At 64.5% G+C, this 13,556-nt stretch carries 12 protein-coding genes; 6 read left to right on the top strand and 6 right to left on the bottom strand.

Going from position 1 to position 13,556, the window contains the following annotated elements; all coding sequences use genetic code 11:
* Positions 1-36 precede the first annotated feature (36 nt).
* Positions 37-1,242 carry a glycerophosphodiester phosphodiesterase family protein gene (locus ACXAED_RS20225; RefSeq protein WP_475052794.1) on the bottom strand — a complete coding sequence of 402 codons (1,206 nt, stop codon included), beginning with the start codon at positions 1,240-1,242 and terminating at the stop codon, positions 37-39.
* 103 nt (positions 1,243-1,345) lie between these two features.
* Complete coding sequence (locus ACXAED_RS20220) at positions 1,346-1,708, bottom strand: SUF system Fe-S cluster assembly protein (protein WP_027237183.1); 363 nt, start codon at positions 1,706-1,708, stop codon at positions 1,346-1,348.
* A 255-nt stretch (positions 1,709-1,963) separates the two neighbouring features.
* Between ACXAED_RS20220 and ACXAED_RS20215 the strand changes: the two genes are divergently transcribed.
* Positions 1,964-2,725, top strand: a complete 762-nt coding sequence (locus ACXAED_RS20215) for a hypothetical protein (RefSeq protein ID WP_475052793.1) — start codon at positions 1,964-1,966, stop codon at positions 2,723-2,725.
* Positions 2,726-2,774: 49 nt separating this feature from the next.
* On the opposite strand, the gene ACXAED_RS20210 is transcribed toward ACXAED_RS20215, so the two are convergent.
* The 3 genes from ACXAED_RS20210 to rimK all read right to left on the bottom strand — a co-directional run bounded on the left by ACXAED_RS20210 (position 2,775) and on the right by rimK (position 5,595).
* Positions 2,775-3,053, bottom strand: coding sequence for an NfeD family protein (locus ACXAED_RS20210; protein ID WP_475052791.1), 279 nt, complete (start codon positions 3,051-3,053; stop codon positions 2,775-2,777).
* Positions 3,053-3,943: an SPFH domain-containing protein gene (locus ACXAED_RS20205; RefSeq protein ID WP_475052789.1), complete on the bottom strand. Its 891-nt coding sequence runs from the start codon at positions 3,941-3,943 to the stop codon at positions 3,053-3,055. The genes ACXAED_RS20210 and ACXAED_RS20205 overlap by 1 nt, the downstream gene beginning before the upstream one ends.
* Before the next feature lie 245 nt (positions 3,944-4,188).
* Positions 4,189-5,595, bottom strand: a complete 1,407-nt coding sequence (gene rimK / locus ACXAED_RS20200) for a 30S ribosomal protein S6--L-glutamate ligase (RefSeq protein WP_475052787.1) — start codon at positions 5,593-5,595, stop codon at positions 4,189-4,191.
* Between the two features lie 69 nt (positions 5,596-5,664).
* On the opposite strand from rimK, the gene tgt reads away from it, so the two are divergent.
* The 4 genes from tgt to lon all read left to right on the top strand — a co-directional run bounded on the left by tgt (position 5,665) and on the right by lon (position 11,474).
* Positions 5,665-6,795, top strand: coding sequence for a tRNA guanosine(34) transglycosylase Tgt (gene tgt, locus ACXAED_RS20195; protein WP_475052786.1), 1,131 nt, complete (start codon positions 5,665-5,667; stop codon positions 6,793-6,795).
* A gap of 138 nt (positions 6,796-6,933) precedes the next feature.
* Positions 6,934-8,019, top strand: coding sequence for an alkene reductase (locus ACXAED_RS20190; RefSeq protein ID WP_475052783.1), 1,086 nt, complete (start codon positions 6,934-6,936; stop codon positions 8,017-8,019).
* 139 nt (positions 8,020-8,158) lie between these two features.
* Entirely contained in the window at positions 8,159-8,818 is a 660-nt protein-coding gene (locus ACXAED_RS20185; RefSeq protein ID WP_475052782.1) for a hypothetical protein, read from the top strand.
* A gap of 244 nt (positions 8,819-9,062) precedes the next feature.
* Positions 9,063-11,474, top strand: a complete 2,412-nt coding sequence (lon, locus tag ACXAED_RS20180) for an endopeptidase La (protein ID WP_475052781.1) — start codon at positions 9,063-9,065, stop codon at positions 11,472-11,474.
* Between the two features lie 327 nt (positions 11,475-11,801).
* Here lon and ACXAED_RS20175 read toward each other — a convergent pair whose 3' ends face one another.
* Positions 11,802-12,857: a Glu/Leu/Phe/Val family dehydrogenase gene (locus ACXAED_RS20175; RefSeq protein ID WP_475052778.1), complete on the bottom strand. Its 1,056-nt coding sequence runs from the start codon at positions 12,855-12,857 to the stop codon at positions 11,802-11,804.
* A 132-nt stretch (positions 12,858-12,989) separates the two neighbouring features.
* Here ACXAED_RS20175 and ACXAED_RS20170 point away from each other — a divergent pair, with 132 nt between their 5' ends.
* Positions 12,990-13,445, top strand: coding sequence for an Lrp/AsnC family transcriptional regulator (locus tag ACXAED_RS20170; RefSeq protein WP_475052776.1), 456 nt, complete (start codon positions 12,990-12,992; stop codon positions 13,443-13,445).
* Positions 13,446-13,556: the final 111 nt, after the last annotated feature.

Genomic DNA, 13,556 nt, shown 5'->3' with positions numbered 1-13,556 from the left:
AAGGGACGGAGCGGCGGTTCCGTGCGCAGCCAGCCATTACAGCCCCATGCAATTGGCGTAATAGGTGACGGTGGCGGGCCAGTCGGAGAACACGCCCTCGACGCCTGCGTCCTGCGCCAGCACATGCAGCAGCTGGTAATAGAGGCCATCATTGAGAGGCAGGGCGCTGAGGGATTGGAAGTACCAATCGCCGTCCTGTACCGGGCCGGAGCGTTCCAGCGTCCAGGTGATCAGCCGCAGACCCGCCGATTTGGCGGCAAGGGCATAGGGGGAGGGGACGATTTGGCCGTCCCTGACCGTGACCAGCATCCAGAGCGGCGGTGCCAGATAGGTGACACCCTGGGCCTTCAGCGCAGCGAAGTCATACTGGAAGGTGCCCGGATCTGTGTGGTCGAAGCGCTCCAGCCGGTAGCTGGCGTCCAGCAGCACCGCCTGGCGTCCGAACTCCGGCGCGTGTTCGATCCAGTAAAGAACATCCTCCAGACGGAAGCTTTGCAGCCAGACGTCCTGGGGCGGGATGCCGGCGGCCTTGTATTCATCCACCAGCTTCTGGGCGAAATCCTGCTGCGTGAAGCCGTTGAAGGGCATCGGCACCGCCGGGGCCTTGAGCTCGGGCATGAATTTGGTGCCGAGGCGCTGGAACAGGGCGATTGAGTCCGCATGGGTCAGGGGCCGGGCACCGCCGGCGTAAAGAGTGCTGCGCCAGGCGGGCAGGCCGCCCCTGTAGCCTTCTGCCGTGACCGCCGAGGGATTGGCGCTGTCCATTTTGGGGGTCAGGGTGCGGAACTCCTCCAGGGTCAGTTCGGAGGTGCGGCATTCAGCGCGGGCGGGCGCGGTGCCTGCTGCCGGTGTAAAGGGCTGGATACAGCGGTCTGCCAGCGGGGAGGTCAGGATGTCGGTGGTGCGGTGCAGGTCGTTTTGCGCGTGGCGGCAGACCAGTTCCAGATCGCGGGTGAAGGTCACGTCGCATTCGAGGATGCCCGCGCCCATGGCAGCGGCGGCGCGGTAGCTTTCGGCAGTGTGTTCGGGGAACATCAGCGGTGCGCCGCGGTGGCCGATGGAGAAATCCGTGCGCTTGGGTGTCTGGCCTGCACAGGACCTGAGCTTGTCCTTGAGCGCGCCATCGGGCAGCTGGGTGATGAGGTAATCCGGGCGCGGGCCATAGCTGAGCGCCGGGGGCTCTGCCGGGCTTGCGGCGGGCGGCAGGAACAGGGCTGCGGCGAGCAGCAGGGCAAGGCGCATGGGGCGGCTCCGGTTCAAGGGCTGCCGCACTTTAGGGCCGCTTGCGGGGAAATGAAAAGGCCCCCGCCTGTGCAGGGGCCGGATCCGGGTTCGGGCTTGAGGCTTACATGAAGCCCAGTTCCAGCCGGGCTTCATCGGACATCATCTCCATGCCCCAGGGCGGCTCCCAGGTGAGCTGCACGTCGACGCTTTTGACGCCTGGCACCGGCGACACCGCATCGACAATCCAGCCGGGCATCTCGCCCGCCACCGGGCAGCCCGGCGCGGTCAGGGTCATGATGATCTTGACGTCGTTCTCGTCATTGATGTCGATCGTGTAGATCAGGCCCAGCTCGTAGATGTTCACCGGGATTTCCGGGTCATAGACGGTGCGGCAGGCCTCGGCCACGGCCTCGTACAGCGGGTGGCTGACAGAGGAGGGCGCGATCAGCGGTGCGCCTTCGAGCGGTTCGGAAGGATTGGTCATGATGGTCCCGGTCTGATTTTCCGACGATTTATATAGGAAATGTGCGGCCCGGCGTCCAGAGGCGGCGCGCGCCGCCGCGGGAATGTTCTGCCCGTCCCCTTTGCCCGCCTTTGCGCGGGAACGTTTGATTTGACGGGATTCTGCGCTAAATCGTTGCTCCCCCATAATGATTTTTGACAGCTGCCTGGACGCAGCGGCCGGATCCCGCGTGCCGGCCGTACGGTGGAGTTTGGCAGGAACGGGGGAGGGAGAGCGATGCCGAAGCCGACCGCGCCCGCACGGGCCGCCGTGACTGCTGCGCTGGTGCTTGCCGCGCTGCTGGGGACCGCCGCCGCGGCCCAGGACCTGAGCGGCTGGCGGTGGCAGCTGACGCCCTTTGTGCTGGCGCCTTCGGTGGAGAGCACGACGGAGCTGGGCCGGGCTGCCGGGGATGTGTCGTTTGATGCAAGCGATGTGTTCGATCAGCTGCAGGCGGGCGGAATGCTGCAGTTCGAAGGGGTCCACAGCAGCCGGTTCGGGTTCCGGCTGCGGTATGCTCTGCTGGATTCTGACGCCATCGGCAGCAGCGCCGGAGGCGATCTGCCGGTGACCTATGATCAGAACGTGGCGGAAGCGGTGGTGACCTATAGCTTCGGGCGCGGGCGGGACAGTTTCGAGCTGTACGCGGGCGCGCGCCATTGGGATGTGGACGTGATTGCCAGCCTGCCGGCGGGCGGCACCCTGCGCCGGGGCGCGGAGTGGACCGATCCGGTTGCCGGGCTGCGCTGGCAGCGCCGTGTGTCGCCGGAGTTCAGCATCCTGCTGGAAGGCGACATCGGCGGGTTCGGTGCCGGGTCGGATCAGAGCTGGTCGGCGATGGGCGGGCTGGTCTATGACCGCTGGGAGCGCGCGTCGATCTATGTGATGTACCGCGGCCTGGGGGTGGACTATGAGGAAGGCACCCGCGGCACCGGCAGTTTTTTCCGCCATGATGCGGTGACCCATGGCCTGCTGGCGGGCATCGGGTTCAGGTTCTGAGGCCGGGCCGCAGCGTTGCGGCCAGACCGTTCAGGCTTTGCGTGACCGTTCAGTCGTTGATGTCGTGGTCGAAGGTTTTGACCTGGCCTTTGGGCAGTGCAAACAGCCGTTTCAGCAGCAGCCACGCGGCCAGAGACAGACCTGCAAAGATCAGCAGCAGCAAGGGCAGGCCCCAACTGCCGCCGGAAACGAGCAGCAGCAGCGCAACCGCGGCGGCGCCGATGGCAAAGCCCAGGAAGACAAAGCCCGGGGCGAGGATTTCGAGGATGCCCAGCACCAGCGCTGCCGCCCCCCAAACCCACCAGAGAGTCCAGAAGCCGTCTGCCATCACTTGCTTCCTTTCAGCAGCTTGAAGGCATCGCCAAACGCCTCCAGCGCGTGGGCCGGCACGACGATGGTCTGCTTGCCGTCACCGTTCCCCAGCGCATTCAGCGCCTCGACCTGTTTCAGGGCGACCTGGTACTGCGCTGCCTCCAGCCCGTTGTCGCGGATCGCCTGGGCCACGACACCGGTGGCATAGGCTTCGGCGTCGGCCTGGATGCGGCGGGCCTTGGCGGTCTGCTCGGCGGCGTAAAGCTCGGCGTCGGCGGCCAGTTCAACGGCGCGCTTCTGGCCCTCGGCCTCAGTCACCTGGGCGCGGCGGGCGCGCTCGGCGTTCAACTGCTGCAGCATGGCGTCGCGGGTGGCCTGATCGAGGTTCACATCCAGGATTTCAGCGCGGGTCACTTCGATGCCCCAGTCATCCACCGCGCTTTCGACGCTTTCCTGAATGCGGGAGATCAGCTGGGCGCGGTTCGATTGCACCTCGTCCAGATCCATCTTGCCGATCTCGGCGCGCACGATGCCGGCCACGGTGGTGGCGATGGCGCCATCCACGTCGCGGATCCGGTAGACGGTCTTTTCCGGCTCAAGAATGCGGTAAAACACCGAGGTGTCGATCTGCACCAGCACGTTGTCCTTGGTGATCGCGTCCTGGGTGGCGTTCGGGAGCTGGCGCTCCAGGATCGAGATCTTGTGGCGCACCGCATCCAGCAGCGGCACGATGAAGTTGATGCCCGGACCCAGCACCGAATGCAGCCGGCCGAAGCGTTCGACCACGAACTTCTGCGACTGCGGCACGATGCGGATGCCCTTGAGCGCAATGATGACCAGCAGGAGGGCGCCCAGCAGATAAAGGAGATTGCCGGACAAAAGGTCGAGGATCAGATCTTCGTTCATGAAAAATTCCTTTGGTTGGTCAGCGGGGGGCCGCAAGGGGGTTGGGCGCGGAGTGCGCAGCCGGTTCCGGCGGCCTGCCGGGCAGGAGCCGTGCGCCGGATGCCTTGGCCGTGTTCAATGATATGAACTGTTGTGTGCAATGGTATACAAGTGGGTTCCGCCAGTCCCGTATTCAAGAGCTTTCAGGTGCATATGACGCCTTGCGGCGCAGGCTGGCAAGCCCGGATGGGCCTGCCTTGCGGTCCTTAGCTGCTGGTGGGTTTCAGGCGCCGCAGCGGAGCGGGGCGGACCCGGTTCTCGATCTCCGCATAGATCAGCCCGGCGATGTTCTTGGAGGACGTCTTCTCGATCCCTTCCAGCCCGGGGGAGGAGTTCACCTCCAGCACCTTGGGGCCGGTTTCCGAGCGCAACAGATCGACGCCCGCGACGTTGAGGCCGAAAGCTTTGGCCGCGCGCACCGCGGTGGCGCGTTCCTCTTTGCTGATGCGGACCGTCTCGGCGCTGCCGCCCAGGTGCAGGTTGGAGCGGAAGTCCCCATCCGCCCCGGAGCGTTTCATAGACGCCACCACCTTGGAGCCGACCACCAGACAGCGGATATCCACGCCCGCGGCCTCTTTGACGAACTGCTGCACCAGGAAATTGGCCTTGAGGCCGCGGAAGGCGGTGATGACGCTTTCAGCAGCCTTCTTGGTTTCCGCCAGCACCACGCCCTTGCCCTGGGTGCTTTCCAGCAGTTTAACGATCAGGGGCGCGCCTCCGACAATCTGGATCAGGCTGCCGGTGTCCTTGGGAGAGGCGGCAAAGGCGGTGGCGGGCATGCCGATCTTGTGGCGCGCCAGGATCTGGTGCGCGTGCAGCTTGTCGCGGCTGGCGGTGATGCCTTCGGAGCCGTTGACGCAGAAGGTTCCCAGCGTCTCGAACTGGCGCAGCAGCGCGGTGCCGTACTGGGTGACAGAGGCGCCGATGCGGGGGATCACCGCGTCATAGCGGGGCAGGCGCTTGCCGTCGTAATGGATTTCCGGCGCCAGCGCGTTCAGCGCCATGTAGCAGCGGGTGGTGTTGATGACCTCCACCGTGTGGCCGCGGCTTTCGCCTTCTGCCACCAGGCGGCGGGTGGAGTAATTGTCCTCGCGGCTGAGCACGGCAATGCGCAGGGCGCGCTTGGGGGCGGATTTGCGGATGTTGGCAGAGGTATAGACGGAATAGTCCAGAGCAGGCTGGCACATGCGCTCGCCGGGGACCACGGTCACGTTCTCGGTCAGCGCTTGACGGCCCAGCAGCATGTGTTTCGCCATGCCGCGCCGGTCGGTCAGGGTCAGTTCCACCGGCCAGGACTGGCCTGCGATTTCCAGCGCGGTCTCGATCACGAAGCGCATTTCGCTTTCGCCATTGGAGGACGTCACCTCGCGCCGGTCCTTGATCAGGGCAGAGCAGGGGATTTCCAGGTCGTACTGGCCGGGGATCGGATGCACCATAAAGCGCACCTTAGGGGCACTGGCCGGGCCGAATGTCTCAATCCCGGTGGCGTGCAGCGAAGAGGTGCGGGCGCCGGTGTCGACCTTCACGCGCAGGGCTGGCAGGCCGAGGTCCGGCAGGCTGACCCATTCCTCCCAGCCGAGTTTCAATTGCGGTGCAGGGTCGGCTGTGGACATGGGCTTGGCTCCTTGGCATTAGGGGGAATCACCGGTGGGCCGGTTTGATAGTAACGGCAGGAATACGAGATGGCAGAGCTTTTCAACTTTGAACTGAAGGCAACCGACGGCAAAGCGCGCACGGGGGTGATCGACACGCCGCGCGGCGAGATCCGCACGCCTGCCTTCATGCCGGTTGGCACTGCCGCTACGGTCAAGGCAATGATGCCGGAGAGCGTGCGCGCGACCGGCGCCGACATCCTTTTGGGCAATACCTATCACCTGATGCTGCGTCCGACGGCAGAGCGGATCGACCGCCTGGGCGGCCTGCACAAGTTCATGAACTGGGAGCGGCCGATCCTGACCGACTCCGGCGGGTTTCAGGTGATGTCGCTGGCCGGTTTACGCAAGCTGACCGAGAAGGGCGTGACGTTCAAATCCCACATCGACGGCTCCCGGCACGAACTGACGCCGGAACGGTCTATGGAAATCCAGCGGCTGCTGGGTTCCGACATCGTGATGTGTTTCGACGAATGCCCGGCGCTGCCTGCGGACCGCGACCGGATTGCCGAGTCGATGCGCCTGTCGATGCGCTGGGCAGAGCGCTCGCGCGAGGCCTTCGGCGACCGTCCCGGCCATGCGCTGTTCGGCATCCAGCAGGGCGGTCTTGAAAAGGATTTCCGCGAGGAAAGCGCCGAGGCGCTGAAGAACATCGGCTTTGACGGCTACGCGGTGGGCGGTCTGGCGGTCGGCGAGGGGCAGGAGGCGATGTTCGGCTGCCTGGACTTTGCGCCGGACATGCTGCCGCAGGACAAGCCGCGCTATTTGATGGGCGTGGGCAAGCCCGACGACATTGTCGGCGCCGTGGCCCGCGGCATCGACATGATGGACTGCGTGCTGCCCTCGCGCTCTGGCCGCACCGGGCAGGCGTTCACCCGCTACGGCGTTGTGAACATCAAGAACGCCCGCCACCAGGACGACCCGCGCCCGCTGGACGAGCATTGCAGCTGCCCGGCGTGTTCCAATTACTCCCGCGCCTATCTGCACCATGTTTTCCGCAGCAACGAGATGATTTCGGGCATGCTGCTGACCTGGCACAATCTGCATTACTTCCAGGAAATCATGGGAGGAATGCGGGAGGCGATTGCCGCCGGAACCTTTGAGGCCTGGCAGAAGGACTTTCACGACACCCGCGCGCAAGGCGATATCGAGCGTTTGTGAACGGGTACAGTTGAACAGTCACTGTGCGCTGTTGAGCAGCTGTTCCGGCTGATGCACCGTTGAAAGCACGAGGCGGAGTGCTCAGGTCATTCCGGCAACGTTCCTGTTGCTGGACACTTTGACCGGAGGGACATCCCCGTGAGCCAAGAATTGTTTTCCGCCAGCACTGCTGGTGCAATCGAGCTGCGTAACCGCGTTGTCATGGCGCCGCTGACCCGCAACCGGGCCGACGATGAAACCGGCGAGGTGCTGGACATGCACGCAGAATACTATGCCCAGCGGGCTGGTGCCGGTCTGATCATCACCGAAGGCAGCCAGATCAGCCCTGAGGGCAAAGGGTATATTCAAACTCCGGGCATTCACACGGCGGCGCAGGCCGCGGCCTGGCGCAAGGTCACGGATGCCGTTCACGCCAAGGGCGGCAAGATCGTTATCCAGCTGTGGCATGTCGGGCGGATCACCCATGACTCCCTGCTGCCAGAGGGCACCACAGCAGTGTCCTCCACCGATACCGCGGCAGAAGCTCAGACCTTTACCCATGAAGGCTTTGTGCCGACGGCCAAGCCGCAGGCGCTGAGCGCGGAAGACATCCAGCGTGTGATCGCCGACTTTGTGCAGGCCGCGAAATACGCCAAGGACGCGGGGTTTGACGGTGTCGAGCTGCATGCGGCCAACGGCTATCTTCTTGAGCAGTTCCTGAAGGACGGTGTGAACACCCGCACGGACGCCTATGGCGGATCCCCGGAAAACCGCGCCCGCATCGTTTTCGAGATCCTCGACGCGCTGCAGACGGTTTGGGAGGCCGGCCGCATTGGCCTGCGCCTGTCGCCGTTTGCCACCTTCAACGATGTGTCCGACAGCGATCCCGTGGGCCATTACACACCGCTCATCGAGCGTCTGAACGGCTATGGCCTTGCCTATCTGCACATGGTTGAGGGCGAAACCGGCGGCGGCCGGGACGGGGATTTCGACGCCCTGCGCAAGCTCTATACCGGTACCTACATGGCCAACAACGGCTATGACCGCGAAACCGCGCTGGCGCGGACGGCCTCGGGCGAGGCTGACCTGGTGGCCTTCGGCCGCCCCTTCATCGCCAACCCGGATCTGGTTGAGCGGCTGGCAGCAGACGCGCCGCTGAACGAAGGCAATCCGGACACCTTCTATGGCGGCGGAGAAGAAGGCTATACCGACTACCCTGCGATGGAGCGGGCGGCGGCTGAGTAGACCGCTTCCGCTTTGATCAGAGGCCGGCGGCCGGGCAGCAAGCCCCCGGCCGCCGTTGCCAATCCTGCGGGTTTCGCGCGGCTGTTCACCGGTTGTGAAGACCTGCCCGCTACCCTCGCGCAAAAGCGGGGAGGATAGCATGACCTGTTTGCGCGCAGCGGCTCTGGCGGTTTTGCTGGGCAGCCCTTTGGCGGCTCAGGCACAGACCGAGGGCAGCGTGAAGTCTCCCGGATCGCTGGCCGAGGCATCGGGTTTCTTCAAGGCGCCGCCAATTGATGGCTGCACCATTACGCTGGAGGAACTGGTAAAGGGCAAGTCCAGCGCGCTGCGCGGGCGCTGGATCCTGCGCAAGGGGCCGGGAGAAATGGGGCTGGTCTCCGCAGGGCGTGTCGAAATGCTGCCGGTGCCGCAGCGCAGCGGCGAGGTCTTGTCGCTGGATTTCAGGAACGGCCGGCTGATGGCGGGTTCGCCTGCGCTGGGCTTCATGCCTGTTGCGGTCGAGGACCGTGCGCCGCCTGCGCCGGGCAGCGGCCTGCGGGCCGAAAGCGCGGGCCGCGGCGATCTGCCGGATGACGCGGAGGTGTTTTTCGATGAAATTGCCCTGGGACCCTTGGCCTGCGGCCCGGACCAGCTCTTGCGGCTGAACATCGAAGGCGCGCAGGACAGCGGGACGGGGCATGTGCTGCGCCAGTCCTACCGGCTGTTTCTGATTGATCAGTCGCGGTTGAGCGGCACCTACAGCGAGACCGGCGCGGCGGGCCGCATTGAGCGCGGCCTGGTGACGCTGGAGCGGCGCTGAATGCCGGTTTGCGCCACGCCCACGATCCGTTCCGGACGCATCTCAGTGCGTGTTAGCGCTTTGCTCACCCTTCGGTCATTTGCGCCTTGTGGTCCGGCCGCGGTGCGGGCAAGGTGGGGCCAACCAAGCGGCGGGCAGGTTGAAAATCCTTAACCATCCCCCCAGATAAAGACATCCAATGAGGAGACGCGCCAAGTGCTGCCGGGACCGGGGCCGGGCCGTCTTGCCAAGCAAAGGACCGAGTATGCAAGAGCCACTCAATTCCTCCTATCCCGTGCTGCCGCTGCGCGACATTGTGGTTTTCCCTCACATGATCGTGCCGCTGTTCGTGGGCCGGGAAAAATCGGTGCGCGCCCTGGAAGAGGTGATGGCGGACGACAAGCAGATCCTGCTGTCCAGCCAGATCGACCCCTCCGAGGACGATCCCGAAACCGATAGCATCTACACAACCGGCGTGCTGGCCAATGTGCTGCAGCTGCTGAAGCTGCCCGATGGCACCGTCAAGGTGCTGGTCGAGGGCCAGACCCGGGTGAAGATCACCGAGTTCCTGGAAAACGACGACTATTTCGAGGCCAAGGCTGAAGAGCTGGCGGAAATGCCCGGCGACGTCACTACCACCGAGGCGCTGGTGCGCACTGTGGGCGACGAGTTCGAGCGCTATGCCAAGGTGCGCAAAAACATCCCCGAGGAGGCGCTGTCTGCCGTGGGCGAGACCGCCGAGCCGGCCAAGCTTGCCGATCTGGTGGCGGGCCACCTGGGTATTGACGTGGACCGCAAGCAGGAGCTGTTGGAGACGCTCTCTGTCAGCGAGCGGCTGGAGAAGGTCTATGGCCTGATGCAGGGCGAACTGTCGGTTCTGCAGGTCGAGAAGAAGATCAAGACCCGCGTCAAATCCCAGATGGAGAAAACCCAGCGCGAGTACTATCTGAATGAGCAGATGAAGGCCATTCAGAAGGAGCTGGGCGACGGTGAGGAAGGGGCCGGCGAAATCGCCGAGCTGGAAGAGAAGATCGCCGCCACCAAGCTGTCGAAAGAGGCGCGCGAAAAGGCCGATGCGGAGCTGAAGAAGCTCAAGAACATGTCGCCGATGTCGGCGGAAGCGACCGTCGTGCGCAACTATCTCGACTGGATGCTGTCGATCCCGTGGGGCACCAAGTCGCGCGTGAAGAAGGACCTGATGAAGGCGCAGGAGATCCTCGATGCGGATCACTATGGCCTGGAGAAGGTCAAGGAGCGGATCGTCGAGTACCTGGCGGTGCAGCAGCGCTCGGCCAAGCTGAAGGGGCCGATCCTCTGCCTCGTCGGGCCTCCGGGCGTGGGTAAGACCTCGCTGGGTAAATCCGTGGCCAAGGCGACGGGCCGTGAGTTCATCCGCATTTCGCTGGGCGGCGTGCGTGACGAGTCCGAGATCCGCGGCCACCGCCGCACCTACATCGGCTCGATGCCCGGCAAGATCATCCAGGCGCTGAAGAAGGCGAAGACCACCAACCCGCTGATCCTGCTCGATGAAATCGACAAGATGGGCCAGGATTTCCGCGGCGACCCGGCCTCGGCGATGCTGGAGGTGCTGGATCCGGAACAGAACAACACCTTCATGGATCACTATCTGGAGGTCGAATATGACCTCTCGAACGTGATGTTCCTGACCACCTCGAACAGCTACAACATGCCGGGGCCGCTGCTGGACCGGATGGAGATCATTCCGCTGTCGGGCTACACCGAGGATGAAAAGCGCGAGATCGCCAAGCAGCACCTGATTTCCAAGCAGGTGAAGAACCACGGCCTGAAGGCCAAGGAGTTCGAGCTGACCGAGGATGCGGTAACCGCGATGATCCGTACCTACACCCGCGAGGCGGGGGTGCGGAACCTGGAACGCGAGATCGCCAAGGTGGCGCGGAAATCGCTGACCAAGATCGTCAAGAAGGAGACCGATAGCGTGACTGTCACGCCGGACAACCTCGACGATTTCCTGGGTGTGCCGAAGTACCGCTTCGGTCTGGCCGAGAAAGAGGATCAGATCGGCGTTGTCACGGGCCTTGCCTACACATCCGTCGGCGGCGAGCTGCTGTCGATCGAGGCGCTGCGCCTGCCGGGCAAGGGCCGGATGAAGACCACCGGCAAGCTGGGCGATGTGATGAAGGAATCGATCGAGGCGGCGTCGTCCTACGTGCGCTCCGTCTCGCCGAAACTGGGCATCAAGCCGCCGAAGTTCGACCATTGGGATATCCACGTGCACGTGCCGGAAGGCGCGACGCCCAAGGATGGCCCGTCGGCGGGCCTGGCCATGGTGACCTCCATCGTGTCGGTGCTGACGCAGATCCCGGTGCGCAAGGACATTGCGATGACCGGCGAGGTGACCTTGCGTGGCAATGCGCTGGCGATCGGCGGCCTCAAGGAGAAGCTGCTGGCGGCGCTGCGCGGCGGCATCAAGACGGTGCTGATCCCGCAGGAGAATGAAAAGGACCTGCCGGAGATCCCGGACAACGTGAAGGAAGGTCTGGAGATCATTCCCGTCAGCCATGTGTCCGAGGTTCTTGAGCACGCGCTGGTGTCCAAGCCTGAACCCATCGAGTGGGATGAGGAGGCCGAAGAGGCCGCCGCGGCGAAAGCGGCTCTGAAAGGATCCGGCGAGGGGGCAGGCGCCACCGCGCACTGATCCGCTGATCTGCGAGCAAGACAAAGGAAAAGGGCGGTCCGAGGGGGCCGCCCTTTTTTAGTGTTCTCTTCCGTTCTGGCCCTTCTGTCCGGGGCTTTTTGTTCGCTGCTGCACAAGCCAGGGAGCTTGGGCGGTCCTCCCGCCCGTCGCCGGATGCACCAGGGCGCACCCGCTCCCGTTGGGCGTGGCGCCGCACCTGCGGTGCGGCGCGCAGCCTGCCCCGGAAGGGGCAGGCTGCCGGGCCCAAAGGCAGGACGGGATCCGGCCGCAGGCCGGGGCCCGTTCAGTCGCGGGAGTGCCCGGCAGCTTAGGTAACGGCAGGGCCGGTCAGGCGGCTTTGCTGGCCTTCTCCATCTTGGCTTGCACGGTGGCAATGGCCATTTCCGCCGGGCTCACGTCCGCCGCTTTTGCTTGGGTCAGGATCGCCGCCATTGTCTCATCCAGCGCCGTCAGCTTCTCAGCGACAAAGCCCTCGCGGTCCTTGATCTTCTGGATCTCGGTTGCGACGTTGATGATGCCGCCGCCGTTGGCTACGAAATCAGGTGCATAGAGGATGCCGCGGGCGTGCAGCGCTGCGCCGTCCTCAGCCGTTGCAAGCTGGTTGTTGGCGCCGCCTGCGACGATATCCGCCTTCAGCAGGGGGATGGTCTGAGCGTTCAGGATGCCGCCGATGGCGCAGGGGGCAAAAACATCTGCCTCGGCGCCATAGATATCTGCCAGCGGAACGGCCTTGGCGCCGAACTCTGCGATCGCCTGCTCCACGCGGGCCTCGTCGATGTCGGTGACGACCAGCTTGGCGCCGGCTTCATGCAGGAACTGGCAGAGGTACCAGCCGACGTGCCCGAGTCCCTGGACAGATACGGTGACACCCGCCAGGTCGCGGCTGCCGTGCTTGTGGGCACGGGTGGTGCGGATCGCGTTGAAGATGCCGCGTGCGGTGATCGGCGAGGGGTCGCCGCTGGCGAACTCGCCATCTGCCAGACCGGCCACAAAGCGGGTTTCCTCTGCAAGGATCGCCATGTCGGCCGGGCTCATGCCCATGTCCTCGGCGGTGATGTAACGGCCGTCCAGACCTTCGATGGCGCGGGCAAAGGCGCGCAGCAGGTCCGGCGTCTTGTCCTTGGCGGGATCGCCGATGATCACTGCCTTGCCGCCGCCCAGGGTCAGACCTGCCGCGGCGTTCTTGTAGGTCATGCCTTCGCTGAGGCGTTTGACGTCGGTCAGCGCTTCCTCTTCGCTGGCGTAGGGGCGCATGCGCAGGCCCCCGGCTGCCGGGCCCAACTGGGTGGAGTGCACGGCAATGAAGCCCAGGAGGCCAACGGACGGCTCCTCGACGCGGTAAATCTCTTCATGGCTGCTGGATGCGACGGCAGTCACTGTCATTTGGTTTGATCCTCCTAAACCTACCCGGATAATAGCGGGCCGGTAGCGCCGGTTTTCACCAAAAAGCTGTGCGGGATTCTGCCATTTTGGTGGTAACCTCCATCAAGGGTGTCACATTTAGGGAAAACCTCCATGGATTCGATAGACCGCAAGATTGTCGCCGCGCTTCAGCGAAACGGGCGGCTGAAGATCTCGGAACTCTCCGGCATGGTCGGGCTGTCGCCGACGCCCTGCGCACGCCGGGTGGCCAGCCTGGAGGAGAGCGGGGTTATCAGCGGCTATTCGGCCCGGGTCGACCAGGCCAAACTGGGGCTGCCGGTTACCATCTTTGTGGCGGTGGAACTGGACAAGCAGTCCACCGAAGCGCTGAGCGCCTTTGAAAACGCGGTGCGCCGTTTCGATCAGGTGATGGAGTGCTATCTGATGACCGGCACGCGGGATATACTGCTGCGGGTGGTTGCCGAAGACCTGCCGGATTTCGACCGCTTTCTGGAGGATAAGCTGATGCGGGTGCCGGGCATCCGTAACACCCGCTCCAGCTTTACCCTGCGCACGATGATCCAGCGGGACGCGCTGCCGGCCTGCTGAGCGGTTCACGGAGCCGTCCGCGTTCAGCCGCGGCCGCGCACAAAGAAAATGCGGGGAGGGGCAAAATTCTTCTGCCGGCCCTCTTGCAGAGCCCGCATCCGGCCGTTAAAA

Source organism: Leisingera sp. ABM4_103 (assembly GCF_056158685.1).
Note: the sequence above shows the minus strand (reverse complement) of the source record. Positions and strands in the feature narration are given on the sequence as shown.